Annotated in this window: 20 protein-coding genes; 6 read left to right on the top strand and 14 right to left on the bottom strand. The window is 63.5% G+C overall.

Annotated features, from left to right (window positions below; translation table 11 throughout):
- Nucleotides 1–12 precede the first annotated feature (12 nt).
- Both HV822_RS10405 and HV822_RS10410 read left to right on the top strand, forming a co-directional pair.
- The gene (locus tag HV822_RS10405) at nt 13–1,158 is read left to right on the top strand and encodes a uroporphyrinogen-III C-methyltransferase (protein WP_238869923.1); all 1,146 of its coding nucleotides are present in this window, start codon (nt 13–15) and stop codon (nt 1,156–1,158) included.
- Nucleotides 1,151–2,380 carry a heme biosynthesis HemY N-terminal domain-containing protein gene (locus HV822_RS10410; protein ID WP_238869924.1) on the top strand — a complete coding sequence of 410 codons (1,230 nt, stop codon included), beginning with the start codon at nt 1,151–1,153 and terminating at the stop codon, nt 2,378–2,380. The genes HV822_RS10405 and HV822_RS10410 overlap by 8 nt, the downstream gene beginning before the upstream one ends.
- Before the next feature lie 9 nt (nt 2,381–2,389).
- Here the strand turns inward: HV822_RS10410 and HV822_RS10415 are convergent, their stop codons facing one another.
- The 5 genes from HV822_RS10415 to trxA form a co-directional block, all read right to left on the bottom strand.
- Nucleotides 2,390–3,091 carry a substrate-binding periplasmic protein gene (locus HV822_RS10415; protein WP_238869925.1) on the bottom strand — a complete coding sequence of 234 codons (702 nt, stop codon included), beginning with the start codon at nt 3,089–3,091 and terminating at the stop codon, nt 2,390–2,392.
- A 94-nt stretch (nt 3,092–3,185) separates the two neighbouring features.
- Nucleotides 3,186–4,157, bottom strand: coding sequence for a 2Fe-2S iron-sulfur cluster-binding protein (locus tag HV822_RS10420; RefSeq protein WP_238869926.1), 972 nt, complete (start codon nt 4,155–4,157; stop codon nt 3,186–3,188).
- Complete coding sequence (gene ubiD, locus HV822_RS10425; RefSeq protein ID WP_238869927.1) at nt 4,158–5,624, bottom strand: 4-hydroxy-3-polyprenylbenzoate decarboxylase; 1,467 nt, start codon at nt 5,622–5,624, stop codon at nt 4,158–4,160.
- A 165-nt stretch (nt 5,625–5,789) separates the two neighbouring features.
- A complete protein-coding gene (gene rho, locus HV822_RS10430; RefSeq protein WP_083728235.1) occupies nt 5,790–7,055 on the bottom strand; it encodes a transcription termination factor Rho in 1,266 nt (421 codons plus the stop codon).
- Nucleotides 7,056–7,267: 212 nt separating this feature from the next.
- On the bottom strand, nt 7,268–7,594 hold the full coding sequence (trxA, locus tag HV822_RS10435; protein ID WP_238869928.1) for a thioredoxin TrxA: 327 nt from the start codon (nt 7,592–7,594) through the stop codon (nt 7,268–7,270).
- Nucleotides 7,595–7,800: 206 nt separating this feature from the next.
- On the opposite strand from trxA, the gene ppx reads away from it, so the two are divergent.
- Nucleotides 7,801–9,306, top strand: a complete 1,506-nt coding sequence (gene ppx, locus HV822_RS10440; RefSeq protein ID WP_238869929.1) for an exopolyphosphatase — start codon at nt 7,801–7,803, stop codon at nt 9,304–9,306.
- On the opposite strand, the gene ppk1 is transcribed toward ppx, so the two are convergent.
- The 3 genes from ppk1 to HV822_RS10455 form a co-directional block, all read right to left on the bottom strand.
- Nucleotides 9,285–11,498, bottom strand: coding sequence for a polyphosphate kinase 1 (ppk1, locus tag HV822_RS10445; RefSeq protein ID WP_396264844.1), 2,214 nt, complete (start codon nt 11,496–11,498; stop codon nt 9,285–9,287). The genes ppx and ppk1 overlap by 22 nt on opposite strands.
- 16 nt (nt 11,499–11,514) lie before the next feature.
- On the bottom strand, nt 11,515–12,477 hold the full coding sequence (gene hemB / locus HV822_RS10450; RefSeq protein WP_396265158.1) for a porphobilinogen synthase: 963 nt from the start codon (nt 12,475–12,477) through the stop codon (nt 11,515–11,517).
- A gap of 95 nt (nt 12,478–12,572) precedes the next feature.
- Entirely contained in the window at nt 12,573–13,805 is a 1,233-nt protein-coding gene (locus tag HV822_RS10455) for a GGDEF domain-containing protein (protein ID WP_238869931.1), read from the bottom strand.
- Nucleotides 13,806–14,025: 220 nt separating this feature from the next.
- Here HV822_RS10455 and HV822_RS10460 point away from each other — a divergent pair, with 220 nt between their 5' ends.
- Complete coding sequence (locus HV822_RS10460) at nt 14,026–14,574, top strand: DUF6436 domain-containing protein (protein ID WP_238869932.1); 549 nt, start codon at nt 14,026–14,028, stop codon at nt 14,572–14,574.
- A 16-nt stretch (nt 14,575–14,590) separates the two neighbouring features.
- Nucleotides 14,591–16,099 carry a methyl-accepting chemotaxis protein gene (locus HV822_RS10465; RefSeq protein ID WP_238869933.1) on the top strand — a complete coding sequence of 503 codons (1,509 nt, stop codon included), beginning with the start codon at nt 14,591–14,593 and terminating at the stop codon, nt 16,097–16,099.
- Between the two features lie 7 nt (nt 16,100–16,106).
- On the opposite strand, the gene HV822_RS10470 is transcribed toward HV822_RS10465, so the two are convergent.
- Complete coding sequence (locus HV822_RS10470) at nt 16,107–16,556, bottom strand: YaiI/YqxD family protein (RefSeq protein ID WP_238869934.1); 450 nt, start codon at nt 16,554–16,556, stop codon at nt 16,107–16,109.
- A 14-nt stretch (nt 16,557–16,570) separates the two neighbouring features.
- On the bottom strand, nt 16,571–18,484 hold the full coding sequence (locus HV822_RS10475) for an ATP-binding cassette domain-containing protein (RefSeq protein ID WP_238869935.1): 1,914 nt from the start codon (nt 18,482–18,484) through the stop codon (nt 16,571–16,573).
- A gap of 41 nt (nt 18,485–18,525) precedes the next feature.
- On the opposite strand from HV822_RS10475, the gene HV822_RS10480 reads away from it, so the two are divergent.
- A complete protein-coding gene (locus HV822_RS10480; RefSeq protein WP_238869936.1) occupies nt 18,526–18,984 on the top strand; it encodes a TIGR02444 family protein in 459 nt (152 codons plus the stop codon).
- On the opposite strand, the gene HV822_RS10485 is transcribed toward HV822_RS10480, so the two are convergent.
- From HV822_RS10485 to secB, 4 genes are all read right to left on the bottom strand, one after another.
- Entirely contained in the window at nt 18,971–19,489 is a 519-nt protein-coding gene (locus HV822_RS10485) for a hypothetical protein (RefSeq protein ID WP_238869937.1), read from the bottom strand. The two genes, HV822_RS10480 and HV822_RS10485, sit on opposite strands and share 14 nt — an antisense overlap.
- Before the next feature lie 25 nt (nt 19,490–19,514).
- Complete coding sequence (gene rsd / locus HV822_RS10490; protein ID WP_238869938.1) at nt 19,515–19,988, bottom strand: sigma D regulator; 474 nt, start codon at nt 19,986–19,988, stop codon at nt 19,515–19,517.
- Nucleotides 19,989–20,111: 123 nt separating this feature from the next.
- Nucleotides 20,112–20,621 (bottom strand): disulfide bond formation protein B, encoded by a 510-nt coding sequence (locus HV822_RS10495; protein ID WP_238869939.1) that lies wholly within the window; start codon nt 20,619–20,621, stop codon nt 20,112–20,114.
- A 135-nt stretch (nt 20,622–20,756) separates the two neighbouring features.
- On the bottom strand, nt 20,757–21,245 hold the full coding sequence (gene secB, locus HV822_RS10500) for a protein-export chaperone SecB (RefSeq protein ID WP_238869940.1): 489 nt from the start codon (nt 21,243–21,245) through the stop codon (nt 20,757–20,759).
- Between the last annotated feature and the right edge of the window lie 4 nt (nt 21,246–21,249).

Consider the following 21,249-nt stretch of genomic DNA (forward strand, 5'->3'; position numbering starts at 1 on the left):
AAGGGGAAGCGCGTGGAACCGAGCGAAGCGAACAACAAGACGGAGCCAAAGCCAGCGGTCGAGGCAACTCAAGACAAGCCGGCCAACACCACCAGCAATGCGGCTGGAGCGAGCAAGCCGAAGGTCGCGGCCAAGTCGACCAAGGGCGGTGGCGGACGTGGCATCAGCCTGTTGGCCTTGATACTGGCGTTGCTCGCCCTGGCAGCCTCGGGCTGGCAGTGGTGGCAAGCGCATAGCGTGCAGCAAGCGCAGCGCGATGCGCTGGCGCAACAGCAACGCGAGCTGGAGAATGCCGGCGGCCGCCTGAGCCAGAGACTGGAGGGCCTCCCCCGCGCCGACGACTGGCAGGCGGCCAAACAGCTGATTGCTGAGATGCAGCGCAGTCAGCAGGCGCTGGCCGAACGTCTTGAGGTGCTGCAGGGCGACGGCCGCGAGGAATGGAAACTGGCAGAAGCGCAGTACCTGTTGCGGCTCGCCGCGCTGCGCTTGCAGGCAGTGCAGGACGTGCCGGCTGCCCGCGAGTTGCTGGAAACCGTCGACGGCATTCTCAAATCCATGCCCGACAGCGGCCTGTACGGCGTACGCGAGCAGCTGGCGGGCTACCAGACCGAGCTGGAAAGCCTGCCCGAACTGGACCGTGCCGGGGTGTTCCTGCGTCTTGGCGCCTTGCGCGATCAGGTCAATCGTCTGGTTGCCCTGCCGGTGCCGGAGTTTGATCCGACCGAAGTTACCCCCGAAGAAGAGTACGCCGACCGGCTTCAGCGCCGCGACCGCTGGGATCGTGTGCTGATGCGCCTGGAGCGTTACGTGCGTGTCGACTTCCAGCGCGGCAAGGTCATCACTCCGCTGCTCGACGAAGCCGAAATGCAGCGCGTTCGGCGCACCCTGCAGCTGACGCTGGAGCAGGCCCAGTGGGCGGCTTTGCGTGGTGAAGAAACGGTGTATCAGGCCAGCCTGGAGCGTGCCGAACAGATTCTGGGGCAGTATTTTGAGCTGGAAAATCCCAAGGTGCAGGCCATGCAAAGCCAGTTGCAGGGGTTGCATGAGCGAGCGGTGAGCCTGTCAGTGCCGGACCTTGCGCCGCTGCAACAGAGCCTGGTCAACTACCTGCAGAGCCGCCGCAGCAATGCACCGGCCGAGGAGGCGACGGATGAGTAAAAGTTATGTCGCCATTCTGCTGGTGGTGTTGGTTGCCTCCCTGCTGGGCATGGCCATCGCCCAGGACCCCGGGTATCTGCTGATTGCCTGGCGGCACTTTTCTATTGAAACCAGCGTGTGGGTTGGTCTGGGCTTTCTGCTGGCGTTTTGGCTGCTGCTGCTGCTCACCCGCGCGCTGGTGCGGGCGCTGACCGCGTCTGGCCGACGTCTCAACCCCTGGTCCACCCGCAACCTGCAAAATCGTGCGAATCTGCTGGCAACGCGCGGCCTGTTGGAGTTTGCCGAGGGGCACTGGCAGCAAGCGCTTAGACTGCTCAAGCGCTCGGCGCCGCATGCCGAGTTGCCGTTGATTAACTATCTGGCAGCCGCCCGTGCGGCCAACGAGCTGGAAGACTACCCCGAGTGCGACGCGCTGCTGCGCGAGGCGCATGAAACGACGCCCAAGGCGGACGTTGCCATTGCCGTTACCCAGGCGCAGCTGCAGATTGCCCGCGGCCAGCTGGAGCAGGCCCTCGCCACCCTGACCCGTCTGCGCAAGGAGCACCCCAAGCACCTGTACGCCCTCAAGTTGTTGAGTCAGGTGCATGTGCGCTTGGAGGACTGGCACAGCCTGCTCGACCTGCTGCCTGAGCTGCGCCGCCACAAGGTGTTGCGCGAAGATGAACAGCAGGCACTGGAACGCCAGGTGCATGTAGCCCTGCTGGTCCAGGCCGGTCAGCGCACCGCGTCCGTAGACAGCGATCCGGCAAGCCTGGTGATCGCCGCCTGGGAACGCATGCCCAAGCGGCTGCGTGAAGAGCCTGAACTGGTTGAAGCCTACGCCCTGCAGTTGCGCGCCCGTGGCCGTGACGAGCTGGCCGAGGAGGCGCTGCGTCAGGCTGTGCAGCACCAGTTCAACGAACGCCTGGTCAATCTCTACGGGTTGCTCAAAGGCAAGGACGTGGCGCGTCAGCTGGCCACCGCCGAGCAATGGCTGACACAGCATCCGCACAACGCGAGTCTGCTGCTGGCCGCCGGGCGTCTGGCCCAGCGCAACAGCCTGTGGGGTAAGGCACGCGACTACCTGGAGGCAAGTTTCTCCAGTCGCCGGGATATCCAGACCTGTGCAGAACTGGCGCGTCTGCAAGAGCGCATGGGCGATACGGGCGCCGCCGAGCGAACCTTGCGTGACGGCTTTGAGATGATCGAAGACCAGTTGCCGGCGCTGCCGCTGCCCGAATGAGCGGCGCGCTTAGCGCCGGAATTCGCGCAGCGCCTGGTTGAGCTGACGCCGGGCCTGCTCGGCGTCAGGACCCGCGACGAAGCAGACATGCAGGGTCAGCTCACCGAGTAGCCTGGGCGCAAATGCCAACTGCTCGGCGCTGCTGCTCAGCTCCTCTGAGGTATCCAGCCAGTACTGCATGACAGCCTGATCAATCACCACCAGATCCAGTCGGCCATACAGCAGTTTCAGCAGGTTGAGCTGATCGCTGGTGGCCTCCTCTACCTGCAAGGCGCCGTCTGCGACGGCCTGATCAAAGGCCGGCGTGTTGCGGTAGCCGCTAACCACGCCAATACGATAGCGCGCCAGATCGGACAGTTGCTGCCAGTTCAGCGGTTCACTGCTGCGGTGAGCCAGGCCCAGACGGCTGGTGCCCAGGCTGTCTGAATACTCACAGGGCAAGTCCGGTGCGCGGTACTCGGGAAAGTAGCCAAGGGTTTCGGGTTCACTGATGGCCGTTTTGATGGCTCGATTCCACGGCAAAAAGCGGATCTTCAGGGGGATGTTCTGCTGCGCCAGCGCACCGCGCAGCAGGCTGGGCACCTGCCCTTGCGCCGGGAGTGCTTCGCTGGTGTAGGGCGGCCACTCAAGGGTGTTCAGCTCAAAGGCGCTGATAGGGCTGGCGCAGAGGCAAAGCCCAAGCAACCAGTTTGAGTACGGCAGTGCTCGCATGTCGCGTGCCCCCAATAGCGGCGAATCCGCCTGCCCAGCCGAACCGGTCGGGCTGCGCAGATTTTCGTCAGTATAGGGAGGCTGACGGGTGCTGTCAGCGCGGCGCGTAGGCGAAGGCGTCAGCCTGCATCTGTTGCTCCGGCATGCCGGCCGCGACCAGTGCATCCAGGGTGGCGTACACCATGTTGGGTGAGCCGCTGACCACAAAACGGTAGTCGGCCAGGTCGGCGATGTCTTCACAGACGGCTTGATGCAGCAGACCCTGGCGGCCGCTCCACTCAGCCTGGTCGCTGACGACGCGGTGCAGATACAGGTTGGAAGCCTGCTCCCAGCGCTGCCAGTGCGGTGCGTTGTACAGATCGTCGCTGTGGCGTACGCCCCAGTACAGGTGGATCGGCTGGGTAACGCCCTGCTGCAGGCAGTCCTCGATGATGCTCTGCATTTGCGCCAGGCCGGTGCCAGCGGCAATCAGCACCAGCGGCTGGGTGGGCGGGGCGGTGAGGCAGGCGTCACCGAACGGCACCTGCACGCGCGCGATGCGGTGGTGCTGCAGGTAGTCGATGACGGCCTGGGTCAGCGGGTCACGGGTGAGAATGTGCAGCTCAACCATGCGCTCCTCACCCGGCGCCGAGGCGATAGAGAAGGCCGCCGGTTCGGCGCCCTCACGCTCCAGCAGCAGATACTGGCCAGGGTAGTAGCGCAGCGGCTTGCCAGCTGGCGTGCGCAGACGCACGCGCCAGACATCGCCCCCCATCTGGCTGCACTCAACTACTTGGCAGGCCAGCGAGCGCACCGGCAGCTGCCCCGGCGCCAAGACGCCTTCCCAGTGCAGGGTACAATCCTCCAGCGGCGTGGCGACGCAGGTATAAATCTCGTCGCCGGCCTGGCCTTCACGGTCGCCTGGCAGGCGGACGCGCCCTTTCAGCAGTACCGCCGTGCAGACGTGGCAGTTGCCGGTGCGACAGCTGTTGGGGGCATCAAAGCCCTGGCGGCGTGCGGCGGCAAGAATGCTCTCGCCGGCTTCGGTCTCCAAGCTCAGGTCGCCCGGCTCCAGTATTACTCTCATTCAGTCGATACCCAGTTCTGCCCAGATCGCATCCACGCGCTGACGCACGGCCGCGTCCTGCTCAATGGCAACGCCCCATTCCCGACTGGTTTCGCCCGGCCACTTGTTGGTGGCATCCAGCCCCATCTTGCTGCCCAGCCCGGAGACGGGCGAGGCAAAGTCGAGGTAGTCGATCGGGGTGTTGTCGATCATCACGGTGTCACGCTTGGGGTCCATGCGCGTGGTGATGGCCCAGATGATGTCGTGCCAGTCGCGGATGTTGATGTCCTCGTCCACCACGATCACGTACTTGGTGTACATGAACTGGCGCAAAAAGCTCCAGACCCCCAGCATCACGCGTTTGGCGTGGCCCGGGTACTGCTTTTTCATCGACACTACCGCCATGCGGTAGGAGCAGCCTTCGGGTGGCAGGTAGAAATCGGTAATCTCGGGAAACTGCTTCTGCAGCAGCGGCACAAAGACTTCGTTCAGCGCCACACCCAGCACCGCAGGCTCATCCGGCGGGCGGCCGGTGTAGGTGCTGTGGTAAATCGGCTTCTCGCGCTGGGTGATGCGCTCGATGGTAAAGACCGGGAAGCGATCAACCTCGTTGTAGTAGCCGGTGTGGTCGCCAAACGGGCCTTCCTCGGCCATCTCGCCTGGGTGGATAACCCCTTCGAGTACGATTTCAGCGCTGGAGGGTACTTGCAGGTTGGAGCCGCGGCACTTGATCAGCTCGGTGCGCTGACCGCGCAGCAGGCCGGCGAAGGCGTATTCGGACAGGCTGTCCGGCACCGGGGTTACCGCGCCCAGAATGGTGGCCGGGTCGGCGCCCAGCACCACCGCCACCGGGAAAGGTTCGCCCGGGTGCGCCTTTTGCCATTCATGGAAGTCCAGGGCGCCACCGCGATGGCTGAGCCAGCGCATGATCACCTTGTTGCGGCCGATAACCTGTTGGCGGTAGATGCCGAGGTTTTGCCGTTCCTTGTGCGGGCCGCGGGTCACTACCAGCCCCCAGGTGATCAGCGGGCCGGCGTCGCCCGGCCAGCAGGTCTGCACCGGAATGCGTGCAAGGTCGACATCGTCGCCTTCAAATACCTGAGCCTGACACGGCGCGTCCTTTACCACCTTGGGCGCCATGTTGATGACTTTTTTGAATATCGGCAGCTTGCTCCAGGCATCCTTCAGCCCCTTGGGCGGATCGGGTTCCTTGAGAAAGGCCAGCAACTTGCCGATTTCGCGCAGCTCGCTGATGCTCTCGGCGCCCATGCCCATGGCAACACGCTCAGGCGTGCCAAACAGGTTGCCCAGTACGGGCATGTCGAAACCGGTGGGGTTTTCGAATAACAGGGCGGGGCCACCCTTGCGCAGGGTGCGGTCGCAGACTTCTGTCATCTCCAGCACGGGAGAGACGGGCGTCTGGATGCGCTTGAGTTCGCCGCGCTGTTCCAGGCCCTTGATGAAATCGCGTAGATCGGAGTATTGCATCTAGCTTCAAGCCTCAAGCTGCAAGCGGCAAGCTGGATGAGGCATGCATGCCACTTGGGAGTTTGATCCGCCCGCCGGGCTGGCAGCGGGGCGGCAGGCCCGGCGCTCGGCAGCAAGCCCGCGCGGACAGCTTGCCGCTTGAGGCTTGCAGCTTGTGGCCGGGTTTTAGTTTTTGCTGCGCTTCATCGACTGGAAGAATTCGTCGTTGGTCTTGGTGTCTTTCAGGCGATCAAGCAGGAATTCGATGGCAGCGATCTCGTCCATCGAGTGCAGGATCTTGCGCAGAATCCACATGCGTTGCAGCTCGTCTTCGCTGGTCAGCAGTTCTTCGCGGCGGGTACCGGAGCGGTTGATGTTGATCGCCGGGAAGGTGCGCTTCTCGGCAATCTTGCGATCCAGGTGGATCTCCATGTTGCCGGTGCCCTTGAATTCTTCGTAGATCACCTCGTCCATCTTTGAGCCGGTGTCGACCAGCGCGGTGGCGATGATGGTCAGGCTGCCGCCTTCCTCGATGTTGCGCGCGGCGCCGAAGAAACGCTTGGGCTTTTCCAGTGCGTGGGCGTCAACACCACCGGTCAGTACCTTGCCGGAGCTGGGAATGACGGTGTTGTAGGCGCGGGCCAGACGGGTGATGGAGTCGAGCAGGATGATGACGTCTTTCTTGTGCTCAACCAGGCGCTTGGCCTTCTCGATCACCATTTCAGCGACCTGTACGTGGCGCGCCGGCGGCTCGTCGAAGGTCGAGGCAACCACTTCGCCGCGCACGGTGCGCTGCATCTCGGTGACTTCTTCCGGGCGCTCGTCGATCAGCAGAACGATCAGGTGGCACTCGGGGTTGTTGCGGGCGATGTTCGAGGCGATGTTCTGCAGCATCAGCGTCTTACCGGCCTTGGGCGGCGCAACCAGCAGGCCGCGCTGGCCTTTGCCGATCGGCGCGCAAAGGTCGATGATGCGGGCCATCAGGTCTTCGGTGGCGCCGTTGCCGGCTTCCATCACCAGGCGCTGATCAGGGAACAGCGGCGTCAAGTTCTCGAACAGGATCTTGTTCTTGGTGTTTTCCGGCTTGTCGAAGTTGATCGAGTCAACTTTCAGCAGGGCAAAGTAGCGCTCGCCGTCTTTGGGCGGGCGAATCTTGCCGGAAATGGTGTCGCCGGTCCGCAGGTTGAAGCGACGGATCTGGCTGGGCGACACATAGATGTCATCCGGGCCGGCCAGGTAGGACGAATCGGCCGAGCGCAGGAAGCCGAACCCATCCTGAAGGATCTCGAGTACGCCGTCACCGAGGATGTCTTCGCCGCCTTTGGCATGTTTTTTCAGGATGCCGAAAATCACATCCTGCTTGCGCGATCGGCCCATGTTTTCCAGGCCCATCTGGTTGGCGATTTCCAACAGTTCGGTAATAGGTTTTTGTTTGAGGTCGGTCAGGTTCATAGGGGTCGGTGAGTGATGTCAGAGTGTCGGCAGGAAAGATGTGTTTCGGCCACCATGGAGCATGGGGCGATCAGCTTGGCTGCGGGTTTGGGAAGCCGCTGCGCAGGGTGCGTCAGGGCGTTGGTCAGCAAATCTAGCACCGCAGGAGGGTGACGTCCAGCGTTGCGGCCGCAAAAACAGCCGCCCCGGCACGGAGGCCGGGGCGTGATACATCAGATGTTGCTGTCAAGGAAGGCTGCCAGCTGCGACTTGGACAGCGCGCCGACCTTGGTGGCTTCAACGTTGCCACCCTTGAACAGCATCAGGGTCGGGATGCCGCGCACGCCGTACTTGGGCGGGGTGTCTGCGTTGTCGTCGATGTTCAGCTTGCAAATCTTCAGTTTGCCGCTGTAATCCTTGGCAATCTCGTCCAGAACCGGGGCAATCATCTTGCAGGGGCCGCACCATTCAGCCCAGTAATCGACCAGGACGGGGGTATCGGACTTGAGCACTTCGTCGTCGAAGCTGCCGTCAGTGACGTGCACAATCAGATCGCTCATGTGTTTCTCCAGAGGGATAAAAAGGCGGAATGGGCGCATCATAGCACCACCGAATGCGGCTGCGAAAGGCGCTGCGTCTTTGCCCCTGCCGACACGCCGGCAGCCCCGACACCCGGCCCAAGGTGCGCCGGGCGTGCCTGTATGCGGGCAAATGTCATCGAGCCGGTGCTAGAATCGGGTCAATCGAGAACCCACGGGAAGAGCGCATGGCAGAGGCAGAAGCGAATGATTTTTCACTGGTGGCCGCAATCGATCTGGGCTCCAACAGCTTCCATATGGTGCTGGCGCGAGTAGAGCAGGGCGAGATTCGGATTCTCGAACGGCTGGGCGAAAAGGTGCAGCTGGCCGCCGGGCTGGACGACGACAATATGCTCAGCGAAGAGGCTATGCAGCGCGGGCTTGATTGCCTGCGGCGGTTTGCCCAGCTGATCAATGGACTGCCGCCCGGGGCGGTGAGGATTGTTGCCACCAGTGCGCTGCGCGAGGCACGCAATCGTGGTCAGTTTATCCGTCAGGTGCAGCAGGTGCTGGGCCATCGGGTAGAAGTGATTTCCGGTCGCGAAGAAGCGCGGCTGATCTATTTGGGGGTTTCCCACACGCTGGCCGACGACGAAGGCAAGCGTCTGGTGGTGGACATCGGCGGTGGTAGTACCGAGTTCATCGTTGGCGAGCGCTTCGAGTCGTTGCTGCGTGAAAGCCTGAATGTCGGCTGCGTAGCCTTTAGCCGGCAGTTTTTTCCGGATGGTCGCATCACCGCTGCGCGCTACAGTCAGGCATACACAGCCGCGCGTCTGGAGCTGATGAATATCGAACAGGCCATTCAGCGCCTGGGCTGGAGTGAGGCCGTGGGCGCCTCGGGCACCATACGTTCGGTCGGACAGTGCATTCAGGCCGGCGGGCGCGGGCAGGGCGAGGTCAATCGCGAGGGTCTGCAGTGGCTCAAGCGCAAGGTGCTCAAGGCCGCTCACGTCGACAAGCTGGACATTCAGGGGCTCAAGCCCGACCGTCAGCCGATCCTGCCGGCGGGTCTGGCGATTCTTGAGGCGCTGTTCGACGCTCTGGGCGTGGAGGTTATGCCGCACTCCGAAGGCGCGTTACGTGAGGGGGTGCTGTATGACCTGCTCGGGCGCTACTCCCATGAAGACGTGCGCGAGCGCACCCTGAGCGCGCTGATGGAGCGCTATCACGTCGATCTGGATCAGGCGGCGCGGGTAGAGAATAAGGCGCTGCGGTTGTTACAGAAGGTTGAACCGGCCTGGCAACTGGCGCAGAGCAAGCTGGCACCAATGCTGGTGTGGGCGGCGCGGGTACATGAGATTGGCCTGGACATTGCCCACAACCAGTTCCACAAGCACGGCGCCTATCTGATTGAACACTCGGATCTGCCCGGCTTCTCCCGGCCGGACCAGCAAACCTTGGCGTTGCTGGTGCGCGGTCACCGTCGCAATCTGCCGAACAGTGACCGGCTGAGTGAGTTTGGTGATGAGGCGGTAACCTTGCTGCGCCTGTGCATGGTGCTGCGCCTGGCCATCCTCTACCACCACATCCGCGGCTTTCAGGACATGCCGGAAATGGCCGTCGAGGCAGCGGAGGACGCGCTGGCGGTTACCTTCCCGGCTGGCTGGCTCGAAGACAACCCGCTGACGCAGGCTGACTTCGAGCGCGAGGCCCAGTACTGGGGCAAGGCCGGTTACAGGTTGACAGTACGCTGAGGCGAGGCCAGTTTCTCCAGCAGCGTCGCCTGGGCGCTGCGAGGGATCTGGTTGCCGCTTGGTGAGCTAAGCAGGTAGGTGCCGTCGGGCTGCAGAATCCAGCTGCGGGTGTTGTCGGTGAGAAACACCAGCAGCTCCTGCTTGGCGCGGGTAATCAGCTTTTTGCCCTCCAGCGGGAAGCAGGTCTCGACACGCTTGTCGAGATTGCGCTCCATCATGTCCGCACTGGACATCCACACCTGTTCCTGACCGTCGTTGAGGAAGTAATAGACCCGGCTGTGCTCCAGGAAGCGGCCGATGATCGAGCGCACCGTGATGTTGTGCGAGACGCCCGGAATTCCAGGGCGCAGGCAGCACATGCCGCGCACGATCAGGTCGATCTTCACGCCACACTGCGAGGCCTTGTATAGCGCCTTGATGATCTTGGCGTCGGTCAGCGAATTGGCCTTGGCGATAATGTGCGCCGGCTTGCCCGCCTGGGCATTCAGGGTTTCGCGGTTGATCAGTTCAAGCAGGCGCTTTTTCAGGGTGAAGGGCGCCTGCAGCAGTTTTTTCATACGCTGGGTCTTGCCCATGCCGATCAACTGGTTGAACAGCTTGTGCACGTCTTCGGTCAGCGCCACGTCCGAGGTCAGGATGCTGTAGTCGGTGTACAGGCGGGCGTTGCCGGCGTGGTAGTTACCGGTGCCCAGGTGCACGTAGCGCTTCAGGTTCTTCTCTTCGCGGCGCAGGATCAGCATCATCTTGGCGTGGGTCTTGAAGCCAACCACACCGTAGATCACCACGGCGCCAGCCTGCTGCAGGCGGCTGGCCAGCTGCAGGTTGGACTCCTCGTCAAAGCGTGCGCGCAGCTCAATCACCACGGTCACTTCCTTGCCGTTTCGTGCGGCTTCGACCAGCGCGTTGACGATCTCGGAGTTGGCGCCGGTGCGGTACAGCGTCTGCTTGATCGCCAGCACGTTCGGGTCCTGCGCCGCCTGGCGCAGCAAGTCGACCACCGGGCTGAAAGACTCGTAGGGGTGCTGCAGCAGGATGTCCTGCTTGCTGATTGCCTGAAACAGGTTGTCGGCGCTCGACAGCACACGGGGCAGCCCCGGGCTGAAGGGTGGAAATTGCAGTTGCGGGTGGTTTTCCAGGCCGGTAATGGAAAACAGCCGCGTCAGGTTGACCGGGCCGTTGACCTCGTACAGCTCCGCCTCAGTCAGGCCAAACTGCTTGAGCAAAAAGTCGGTCAGCGGTTTCGGGCAGTTGTCGGCGACCTCCAGGCGCACCGCGTCGCCGTAGCGGCGGGACAGCAGCTCGCCGCGTAGCGCGCGCGCCAGGTCGTCAACCTCGTCCGGGTCGACGAACAGGTCGGCGTTGCGGGTCAGGCGGAACTGGTAGCAGCCAAGCACCTTCATGCCCGGGAACAGCTCGTCGGCATGGGCGTGAATCATTGACGACAGGAACACGAAGTTGTCACCGCCGTCACACAGCTCATCGGGTAGACGAATCAGGCGCGGCAACGAGCGCGGCGCCGGAATGATCGCCAAGCCAGAGTCGCGGCCGAAGGAGTCGATGCCGTCGAGCTGAACGATAAAGTTCAGGCTCTTGTTCACCAGCAGCGGGAAGGGGTGGGTTGGGTCCAGTCCGATCGGGCTGATGATCGGCGCGACCTGCTGGCGGAAGAAGCGGCGAATCCACAGGGTCTGCTTGTGCGTCCACTGATGGCGGCGCAGAAAGCGGATGCCCTTGTCGTTCAGTTGGGGCAGCAGAATGTCGTTGAGAATGCTGTACTGGCGGCTGACCTGATAGTGCGCGGTCTCGCTGATCTTGCTCAGCACCTGCTGCGGCTGCAGCCCGTCCGGCCCGGTTTGCTCGCGCGCGAAGGTGATCTGCTTTTTCAGGCCGGCAACGCGAATTTCAAAGAACTCGTCGAGGTTGCTGGAGAAGATCAGCAGAAACTTCAGGCGCTCAAGCAGCGGGTAGGACTCATCCAGCGCCTGCTCCAGCACGCGGATGTTGAACTGCAGCTGCGACAGCTCGCGGTGAATGTAGAGCTCGGGCGCACCCAAATCCGGAACCGGTGCCGGTTCGGTGATCTTCTCGCTGATCTGGGCCGGTCGGGTGACCAGGTCGGTGCGCGGACTGGCCTCGGGTGCCGGTGCTGCGCTGTCCTTGGTGGTGTCTCGGGTGCTGTTGAGCTCTGCCATGATCTCCTCGATACGACTACTGGCGACTGCGTAACTGGCGCGCGGCCGTCTTGGCAAAATAAGTCAGGATGCCGTCGGCTCCTGCGCGTTTGAAAGCGGTCAGCGACTCAAGAATCACCGCCTCGCTGAGCCAGCCATTGTTGATGGCGGCGCAGTGCATGGCGTATTCGCCACTGACCTGATAAACAAAGGTGGGCACCTTGAAGGTGTCTTTGGCCCGGTGCAGCACATCCAGGTAAGGCATGCCGGGTTTGACCATCACCATATCGGCCCCTTCTGACAGATCCATGGCGATTTCGTGCAGTGCTTCGTCGCTGTTGGCCGGATCCATCTGGTAGGTGGCCTTGTTGCCCTTGCCGAGGTTGCCGGCCGAGCCGACCGCGTCGCGGAACGGGCCGTAGTAGGCGCTGGCGTACTTGGCAGAGTAGGCAAGAATACGGGTATGAATGTGGCCGTTGGCTTCCAGCGCTGCGCGCATGGCCGCCACCCGGCCGTCCATCATGTCAGAGGGCGCAACGATGTCGGCGCCGGCGTCGGCGTGCGACAGGGTCTGCTTGACCAGCGCCTCGACGGTGATGTCGTTCATCACGTAGCCGTCGTCATCGATGATGCCGTCTTGGCCGTGGGTGGTGAAGGGGTCCAGGGCGACATCGGTAATCACCCCCAGGTCGGGGAAGCGGGCCTTCAGGGCGCGGGTGGCGCGTTGCGCCAGGCCATCCGGGTTCCAGGCCTCGGCGGCGTCCAGCGACTTTTTCTCCAGCGGGGTAACCGGGAACAGGGCGATAGCTGGAATGCCCAGGTCTACCAGTTCAGCGGCCTCCTCCAGCAGCAGGTCGATCGACAGCCGCTCAACGCCGGGCATGGAGGCGATGGCTTCGCGTTGTTGCTCGCCTTCAAGGACAAATACGGGGTAGATCAGGTCGTCGGCGGTCAGGGTGTTTTCACGCATCATACGGCGGGAAAAGTCATCCTTGCGCATGCGACGGGGACGGCTGGCGGAAAAGGGGCGCGGAACAGGGGAATAGCTCACGGGGACTCCATGGGTGCGGGTCGCAGTGCACCTGTCTGCTGACGTTATACGTCAAGATTGTGACTGAATTGTGACAAGAGGCGCAGGGCGACCTGCTCCTGATCGGGCTGGCCGGGGGCGGGGGCCAGTTCTGTGCGGTTGCGGCCGAGCGTCTTGGCACGGTAAAGCGCTGCATCGGCGGCGCCGAGCAACGTGTTGAAATCATAACCGTGATGCTCTGAGCAGGCTACTCCGAGGCTGGCAGTGAGACCTATTGTCTCACCCGCCAGCTGCCATGGCGTCTGGCTGATACCTTGGCGAATGCGCTCGGCGACCGGTCGCGCCTGCTCGCTGTTCAAGCCGGGCAGCAGCAGGGTGAATTCTTCGCCGCCAAAGCGGCCAAGCAGGTCGCGGTTACGCAGATGCAGACTGATACGGTTGACCAGATGGCAGAGCACGGCATCGCCGGTCTGATGGCCAAACTGGTCGTTGATGCGTTTGAAATGGTCGGCATCGAGCATGATCAGCGTGACCGCCTCGCCGCTGTGCCGGGTGCGCGCGAGCAGGGCGCTGGCCTGCTGATGCAGGCTGCGGCGATTCAGGGTGTTGGTCAGGCCGTCGCGTTCGGACAGGCGATGCAGGGCTTCCAGGTTGCGATAGTGGGTCATCAGGATGAAGCCGGTGGCCATGCCTATCTGCGCGGCCATGGCGCCAAGCAGGGTGACCAGCTGCAAGGGGCCGCCGAGCAGGCTGGCAGCGCCGTTCCAGCCGGCCAGCGAGGCGACCGGTCGGGCCAGCAATACCAGCCCGTAGAGCAGCGCAATGGCGCCGCTGAACCAGCAGGCGGTGCGCAATGGTGGTTGCGCTGGGCGCAGCAGCTCGCTGGCACACAGCAGGCACAGCCCGCCAAGAATCACCGAGCTGATGGCGTAGCGCACAGTGGCGCTGTCGAGCTGAAAGCGGAACACGCCCAGCAACACGATGATCAGCAGGGTAGCCAGCAGCGGCACGAGCTGCGGCTGGGGGCGCTCAAAGAAGGCGCGAATGCCAAGCCAGACCAGCCCTAGGCCCAGTGTCATCAGGCCGTTTGCCAGCAAGATGGATAGCGTATGGTGCAGTTGCTCCTGGTTGACGTTGAGCATCAGGCCGAACATCAGCGCCAGGTTGCCCAGCGCCCAGTGGCGCAGGCCACGCTCGGTGCCGGCGTGCCAGGCGGCCAGGCCCAGCAGCAGCGTCATCATCAGGGTGACCAGACTGAGCGATAGCGTCAGGGTCTTGAGGTCAAGGTCGGCAAGCATGCGCAGCAATATCCCTGGCCGTCGCAGCAGCCGTTTGTGCGGGTTCGTCCATGGCATTGGTGCTGCCAGGGAGGCAGTCTGCCAGCATCGGGACGGTAAACCAGGGGTGAGACATAACCAACTGCGCTGGTCTCAGGTTGTGGAGGGGTTTGCACAATTGGGCTGTCTACGACTGTGGCACAATGGTCGGCTATCTATTTGTGTGGCAGGCGGTGGGGCAATGAATATCTGGGTACGCAGGTCGCTGGTCAGTCTGGCGCTGCTGGTGTGGGCTACCGGGCTTGGTTGGGCCTATTGGTGGTTCGAGGGGCGCTATATCAAGTCGTTCGAGCGGCCAGCGTTTTTTCAGGCCGAGCAGGTTGCGCCGCCCTTCGCTCCGGGGCAGGTCCAGGTGGTGCATGTGTGGCAGTCCAACTGCCCCTGCAGCGCCGGTCATGAAGCCTATGTTGATGAGATGACCGCGCGCTTTGGTGCGCGCGGTGTGCGCTTTGCCCGCGCCGGCCAGCGGCCGACAGACGGTATGCCGGCGGGCTTGAGTCAGTTGCCCTATTGGCCGATACCTGAGGTATGGGCTGATTGGCCCGGCGCGCCGTCGATTGCCATCTGGGCAGCGGACGGTGCTCTGGCGTATGTTGGCCCCTACAGCGATGGAGCGAATTGCAGCGCCGACAGCAGCTTTGTAGAGCCGGTTTTACAGGCTTTGCTGGATGGCCGCAGGGTGGATATCACCCGGCAGGATGCCGTGTCCTGTCTGTGTGACCTGCCTTAGCTGGAGACCGCTGCCAATGCCAACGTCCGTTCCCAAAAGTCTGACCCTTGAGGCCCATTACCTGCGCGCCGACCGCAGTATGCTTGGGGTGCTCTGGCTCTGTCTGCTAGGGGCCTTTGCCCTGGCCGCCTGGCATGGCACCTGGCTGCAGGCGCTGCTGGTAGGTGGCGGTACGCTGCTGCTGGTACACCTGCTTTACGCGCTGATTCGCGGTACCTCGCTGTTTCGCTGCGTGATTGGCGCTGCCTTTATGGTGATGGCCGCGCTGCATATCAATCAGGCGCAGGGCACGGTGGAGATGCACTTCTCCATTTTTGTGTTGCTGGCCTTTCTCATCATCTATCGAGACTGGGTGCCGATTGTGGTGGCCACGGTGGTGATTGCCGTGCATCACCTGGCGTTTTATGCCCTGCAGGTACGCGAGGCGGGGGTCTGGCTGGCGCAGGGGGTGACCTTTTGGTTGGTACTGGTGCACGCCGGCTATGTGGTGGTCGAGGCGGTGGTGCTGGTGTACCTGGCGCGCATGACCTTTAACGAGGCCCGCGAGGGTGAGGTGATGGGCGAGACCGTCTCCCAAATGATCGATCAGGGAGAGGGTGTTGACCTGGCTCGTCGGGCGCAGATGCGCACTCCCATGCTCAATGCATTCAACCAGCTGCTGGACACGCTTGAGCGGATGGTGGCGGACCTCAATGGCAGCTTGTTGCAGTTGGGACAGCTGGGCAGCGCGGTGACCAAGGGCGCCGCCGATTTGCGTCAGGGGGCCGAGCAGCAGCAGGGTGAAACTCACTATATGGTGCAGGCGATGCGCGAGCTGAGTCAGGCCACTGGCGAGGTGGCACGTAACGCCGCCGAGGCAGCCCAGGCCTCCGGTGACGCCGATCGGCATGCCCAGGATGGGCACGCGGCGATGCAGGACATCACGCGCGAGGTGCAATCGCTGGAGCATAACATCGCGCAGACCGGTGAAGCGGTAGAGGGGGCTGCGCAGCTGGCGATCGATATTGATCAGGTTGTCGATGTGATCAAGGGCGTCGCCGAACAGACCAATCTGCTGGCGTTGAACGCGGCTATCGAAGCGGCCAGGGCGGGTGATCAGGGGCGCGGTTTTGCGGTGGTGGCGGATGAGGTGCGCAACCTGTCTCAGCGCACCGCCCAGTCCACCGGTGAAATTCAGGACTTCATCCAGCGGCTGCAGCAGGCTTCGGCCTCGGCGCGCGAGGCCATGGCGCTCAGCCGTGGCTCAGTTGAGCGTTGCCTGCAGGTGACGCAAAACAGCGCGCAGGTACTGTCGGGTATCGTTGCCCAGATTGCCAGCATCGCTGCGCTGAATGGCCAGATCGCCGCGGCGACCGAGCAGCAGACTGCAGTAGGTGATGATGTGACGCGGCACCTGCGTGATGTGGAGCAGGTTGCTGTGGCCAACGCCGCCGAGGCGGCGGAGCTGGATCGGTTGGCCAGCGAGCTGGCCCAGGTGCGGGCGCGGCTGTCAGAGGATGCCGCGCAATTTCGCACCGGCCGCTAATATCGGCTTACTTCAGGCGTGCGATCAGGCGGTCCAGTGCATTGGCAAAGGCCTGCTTGTCCTTGTCGCTGTAGGGCGGCGGGCCACCACGGCCGGCCAGCCCTGCGCCGCGCAGTTCATCCATCAGATTACGCACCGCCAGGCGTTCGCCAATGCTGCCCTTGTCGTAGATCTGTCCGCGCGGGTTGATGGCGGTAACGCCACGGTCGACCAGGCCGGCGGCCAGCGGAATGTCGGCGGTGACGACCAGATCGCCCGGGCGGGCGTGTTCGATGATGTAGTGATCGGCGGCATCGGCGCCCGAGGCGACGATCACCTGGCGCACGCCGGGGCCGGGCGGCAACTGCTGCGCGCTGTTGGCCACCAGCACCAGCTCGATCTGCTTGCGGCGCGCGGCCTTTACCGTTACATCGCGCACCGGCCTTGGGCAGGCGTCGGCGTCAATCCATAGGGTCATGGGGGCTCCCGGCGTCAGTCGCCATTGAGTTCGCTCTGCAGCGCTTCGAGTTCATCCTGCGCCTGCAGCCAGTCTTCTTCCAGTTGGGCGATGCGCTGGCGGTAGTCGGTCTGCTGGGCCAGCAGGGTTTTCAACTGGTCCTTGTTGTCGGCCTCGTAGAGGCTGCTGTCGGCCAGGGCGTTCTCTACCTCGGCGTTCAGTTCGCTGACCTTGTTCAGCTCCTGCTCCAGCTTGTCGGCGGCCTTCTTTAGCGGGGCCAGCCGCTGGCGCTGCTCGGCGGCAGCGCGGCGCTGCACCTTGGCATCAACCTTGGGGGTGCCGCTGGTCGGCTCGGGTGCGTTGGCGGCCGCCTGCTGCTGGCGAAACTGCGCCAGCCAGCGGGTGTAGCTGTCGAGGTCTTCGCTGTAGGTCTGCACTCGGCCGTCGGCAACCAACCAGAGTTCATCGGTGGTATCGCGAATCAGCGCGCGGTCGTGCGAGACCAGCAGCATGGCGCCCTCAAAGGCCTGCAGGGCAACCGTCAGCGCGTGGCGCATCTCCATGTCCAGGTGGTTGGTCGGCTCGTCGAGCAGCAGCAGATTGGGGCGCTGCCAGGCAATCAGCGCCAGCGCCAGGCGCGCTTTTTCGCCGCCGGAGAAGTTCAGTACCGGCTCTTCGATGCGGTCGCCCTTGAAGTCGAAGCCGCCGAGGAAGTTGCGCAGCACCTGATCGCGCTCATCCGGTGCCAGGCGGGCCAGGTGTAGCAGTGGGCTGGCTTTCGGGTCCAGGCTGTCGAGTTGATGCTGTGCGAAGTAGCCGATGGCCAAGTGCTCACCGGTTTTCAGCTCGCCGCCAATCAGTGGCAGGCTGCCTGCCAGTGACTTGATCAGGGTCGACTTGCCGGCGCCGTTGGGCCCCAGCAGGCCGATGCGCGCGCCGGGTGCCAGCTGCAGTTTGACCTGCTCGAGAATGGCGTTGCCGTCGTAGCCAAGGGTGCCCTGATGCAGGTCCAGCAGTGGCATTGACTGGTTGGCTGCCTCGCGAAAGCTGAAGGAGAAGGGCGAGTCGATGTGCGCCGGGCTCAGTGCCTCCATGCGCTCCAGGGCTTTCAGGCGGCTCTGCGCCTGCTTGGCCTTGCTGGCCTTGGCGCGAAAGCGGGCGATATAGCTTTGCATGTGCTCGCGCTGGGCCTGCTGCTTCTCGAACGCCGACTGTTGCTGGGCCAGACGTTCGGCGCGGGTGCGCTCGAACTGGCTGAAACCGCCGCGGTACAGATGCAGCGCGCGGTTCTCGAAATGCACGATGTGTTCAACCACGGCATCCAGAAAGTCGCGGTCGTGGGAAATCAGCAGCAGGGTGCCGGGGTAGCTGCGTAGCCAGTCTTCCAGCCAGAGGATGGCGTCCAGATCCAGGTGGTTGGTTGGCTCGTCGAGCAGCAGCAGGTCGGACGGACACATCAGCGCCTGCGCCAGGTTCAGGCGCATGCGCCAGCCACCGGAGAAGTCGCCGACCCGGCGCTCGCACTGTTCGCTGCTGAAGCCCAGGCCGGCCAGCAGGGTGCGGGCCCGGCTATCGGCGCTGAAGCCGCCGTGGCTGTCCAGCTCGGCGTACAGGGCGCCCAGTGCTTCGGCCTGTTCCTGCTGCTCGGCAGTGGCCAGGCGTTGCTGGATGTCGCGCAGTCGCTGGTCGCCGTCGAGCACATAGTCCACCGCATTGCGCTCCAGCGCGCTGACTTCCTGTTGCATATGCGCGATGCGCCAGTCTGCCGGAATGCTGCAACTGCCGGCGTCGGGCTCGATTTGCCCGCGCAGCAGCGCGAACAGGCTGGATTTGCCGGCGCCATTGGTGCCCAGCAAGCCGACTTTCTGGCCGGCATGCAGGGTAAGATTGGCGTGTTCAAGCAGTCGCAGGGGGCCGCGCTGCAGGGTAAGGGAGTCGATGCTGATCATGGGGCGGGAGTATATCAGCGCCGCATGGCGGGAGAAGAGTGATGAATGAAAAGGGTCTGGCGCGCTGGAGTGAGCAGGTTTATGCCCGCGAGGGTGTTGCGCCGCTGCTGCTGGCGCTGCAGGACGAGGCGGGCGAGGACGTGTTGCTGCTGTTGCTGGCCGCCTGGTTGCAGCAGCAGGGGCGAGGCTTGTCAGTCGATGTGTGGCAGCAGGTGCATGCGCAGCAGGCGCAGTGGCGTGACGCCCTGATGCTGCCGCTGCGTCAGGCGCGTCGTGCGCTGGCGCAGCAGGCTGACTTGCAGGCGCAATATCAGCAGCTTAAGGCGATAGAGATTGAGGTGGAGCTGGCGCGCTTGAGCGAGCTGGAGCAGGTGCTGGCGCAAGGCACACCTGCGGATGAGCCGATGCAGGCAGCCTTGACTGCTGCCTGCTCGGGGGCGCGGACCGGGCGTCGTGAGCAGCTGCTGGCGGACCTTGCGCCGCAGCTTAGCTCTCGCTAGTTGCAGGGGCAGGCTTGGCGGCGGTTTTTGTCGCTGGTTTGCGGCGGGCCGGGGCGCGGCGGCTGCGCGGCTTGGCGGCCGGTTTGGGTGCATCGCGCTTTTCCAGTGCCTGACCGACCTGAGCGTCAATGCGCTCCAGGCCCTTGGCCAGGCGCAGGGTCTGGCGCACGTCCGCTTCAAGCTGCTTGATGTAGGTCTCGGCGTTGCTGCGCGCGGTTTTCAGTTCTTCCAGCGCGGCCTGCAGGTCGGCCAGTTTGCGGCGGGTCTTGCTGGCGGGCTTGTCCGGGTCTTCGGCGGTGCGGCTGGCCAGCTTTTCTTCGGCCTGGCGCAGTTTGAGCTCCAGCTTCTCCTGCTGACGCAGCAGCTTGTCGTGGGCCTTGCGGGCATCTTTCTCGGCCTTGCTGCACGCCTCGGCGAGGTGCTCGTTGAGGGTGCGGGTCAGGGTCTGCAGCAGGTGCAGTGGAGAGGAAACCTTGTCGCTGGAGCTGGGAGTGTCGGTGGTCACGCGTGATCTTCCTGTGCCTGACCGCTCAGACGGCGCTGAGCAGGTCTTTGTGAGCGGTATGGAGTACTTCGATCAGACAGTCTTCAAGCTCGAATCGTTCATGCAGCAGGGCGCCAAGTTGCTGGAGCTGCGTCTGCATGCTTGCCTCGTCATCGGCCCGTGCGCTTTGGCCGTACTGGTCGTTGAAGGCGACCGCCTGTAGCGTGATGGTTTCGATGCGGGGATAGACGCGGTGCGCCAGCTCAATGCCGCGCTGGTCGTCAAAGTCCTGGGCTTCGCGCAGCAGCTGCTCGTAGATTTCGAAGTGTCCGGCCGATACATAGTCGACCAGAATGTCGCAGAAGGCCGTCAGGTCGTCGTCCGTCTGCTCTGTGGGTGGGGTGCGCTCGCGCAGTTGGCGGTAGTTGAGGATCAACTGTTGACGCTCGGCCAGCCAGCGGTCGATCAACTGGTGGACGCCGCCCCAGCGTTCCTGGGAGTTGGTGCAACTGTCCAGCATCTTCCACCTCTTCTTCCGGTGTCGGCGAACCGACGTGCAGGGTGTATGGGTTCCGGGTTCAACAGAATAGGCCAGTGCGCATGGCGGCATCAAGACTTGCTTGCATGCCGTGCTGTCTGTGTCTCAGTCGACCTTGCGCAGCAGTTGCATGACACCGAACAGGGTAAAGCAGATAAAGGCGATCAAGGTGCCCTCTGCGATGCTCAGGCCGAGGAAGGTCCAGGTGACTTCAGCGCACTGCGCGGTGCCACTGAGCACCTGACTGAGCACGTCCCACAGGGGCAGGGTTTCGAGCATGTAGTCGAGCGGCAGAATGCACGAGGGAATCTGATCCGGTGGCAGGTGTTGCAGCCACACCTGGCGCGCCGCAGTGGCCGCGCCCAGCAGCGCAGCCAAGGTGAGCAGTGCGCCGTAGATGCGTGCGCCGGTACGCTTGCCGTTGCGTGGCTCGGGATTGTGCAGCACGGCAGCCAGGCAGATAACGCCAATGACCATGACGGCGATGCGCTGCAGAATGCACAGCGGGCAGGGTTCCAGCCCAACGCCATGTTCCAGGTACAGCGCCGCTGTCATGAGCAGTACGCAGACGATCAGGGCGAGCAGGTAGAGAGGGCGAGAGGCCGGCAGGGTCATGCGTGGTTCCGTCTGTTGGTGGCTGTGCGGACGCTTACCTTAGAGCATGCGCGGCCAGACGCACAAGACGAATTGATAGGGCGCGGCGGGGTGCCGCAGAAGGTGCCGGGCAGCTTGGCTGCCCGGCGACCGCAATCAGGCGTTGCCGGCGGCTTCGTTGGCGCGGCGCTGCTCGGATTGGGCGAACAGGGCGTCGAAGTTGACCGGGGACAGCATCAGGGGAGGGAAGCTGCCGCGCAGGACCAGGTTGTCGATCGCTTCGCGCGCGTAGGGGAACAGGATGTTCGGGCAGAAGGCGCCCAGGGTGTGGCGCAGCGCGGCGTCTTCCAGGCCGTTGATGGCGAAGATGCCGGCCTGCTGGACTTCGGCGATAAAGCAGGTTTCGTTCTCGCCGGTGGTGACGGTGGCGTTGACCGACAGTACGACTTCATAGATGCCCGGCTGCAGCTCGGTGTTGCGGGTGTTCAGGTCCAGGTTGACGTGGGGGTTCCACTGGGTCTGGAAAATGGCCGGGGCCTTCGGCGATTCAAAGGACAGGTCCTTGACGTAGATGCGCTGCAGGCTGAACTGCGGTTGGTTAGCCTCGGCGCCGTTGGCAGCCTGGTTGTTTTGTTCTTCGGCCATCGAA

It is taken from the genome of Halopseudomonas maritima, from assembly GCF_021545785.1.
GTDB classification, from domain to species: domain Bacteria; phylum Pseudomonadota; class Gammaproteobacteria; order Pseudomonadales; family Pseudomonadaceae; genus Halopseudomonas; species Halopseudomonas maritima.

Bases quoted from the DNA above. Each gene is read 5' to 3' on its own strand.
- HV822_RS10410 (WP_238869924.1), top strand. From the start codon at position 1,151: ATGAGTAAAAGTTATGTCGCCATTCTGCTGGTGGTGTTGGTTGCCTCC.
- HV822_RS10415 (WP_238869925.1), bottom strand. From the start codon at position 3,091: ATGCGAGCACTGCCGTACTCAAACTGGTTGCTTGGGCTTTGCCTCTGC.
- HV822_RS10420 (WP_238869926.1), bottom strand. From the start codon at position 4,157: ATGAGAGTAATACTGGAGCCGGGCGACCTGAGCTTGGAGACCGAAGCC.
- ubiD (WP_238869927.1), bottom strand. From the start codon at position 5,624: ATGCAATACTCCGATCTACGCGATTTCATCAAGGGCCTGGAACAGCGC.
- rho (WP_083728235.1), bottom strand. From the start codon at position 7,055: ATGAACCTGACCGACCTCAAACAAAAACCTATTACCGAACTGTTGGAA.
- trxA (WP_238869928.1), bottom strand. From the start codon at position 7,594: ATGAGCGATCTGATTGTGCACGTCACTGACGGCAGCTTCGACGACGAA.
- ppx (WP_238869929.1), top strand. From the start codon at position 7,801: ATGGCAGAGGCAGAAGCGAATGATTTTTCACTGGTGGCCGCAATCGAT.
- ppk1 (WP_396264844.1), bottom strand. From the start codon at position 11,498: ATGGCAGAGCTCAACAGCACCCGAGACACCACCAAGGACAGCGCAGCA.
- hemB (WP_396265158.1), bottom strand. From the start codon at position 12,477: ATGCGCAAGGATGACTTTTCCCGCCGTATGATGCGTGAAAACACCCTG.
- HV822_RS10455 (WP_238869931.1), bottom strand. From the start codon at position 13,805: ATGCTTGCCGACCTTGACCTCAAGACCCTGACGCTATCGCTCAGTCTG.
- HV822_RS10460 (WP_238869932.1), top strand. From the start codon at position 14,026: ATGAATATCTGGGTACGCAGGTCGCTGGTCAGTCTGGCGCTGCTGGTG.
- HV822_RS10465 (WP_238869933.1), top strand. From the start codon at position 14,591: ATGCCAACGTCCGTTCCCAAAAGTCTGACCCTTGAGGCCCATTACCTG.
- HV822_RS10470 (WP_238869934.1), bottom strand. From the start codon at position 16,556: ATGACCCTATGGATTGACGCCGACGCCTGCCCAAGGCCGGTGCGCGAT.
- HV822_RS10475 (WP_238869935.1), bottom strand. From the start codon at position 18,484: ATGATCAGCATCGACTCCCTTACCCTGCAGCGCGGCCCCCTGCGACTG.
- HV822_RS10480 (WP_238869936.1), top strand. From the start codon at position 18,526: ATGAATGAAAAGGGTCTGGCGCGCTGGAGTGAGCAGGTTTATGCCCGC.
- rsd (WP_238869938.1), bottom strand. From the start codon at position 19,988: ATGCTGGACAGTTGCACCAACTCCCAGGAACGCTGGGGCGGCGTCCAC.
- HV822_RS10495 (WP_238869939.1), bottom strand. From the start codon at position 20,621: ATGACCCTGCCGGCCTCTCGCCCTCTCTACCTGCTCGCCCTGATCGTC.
- secB (WP_238869940.1), bottom strand. From the start codon at position 21,245: ATGGCCGAAGAACAAAACAACCAGGCTGCCAACGGCGCCGAGGCTAAC.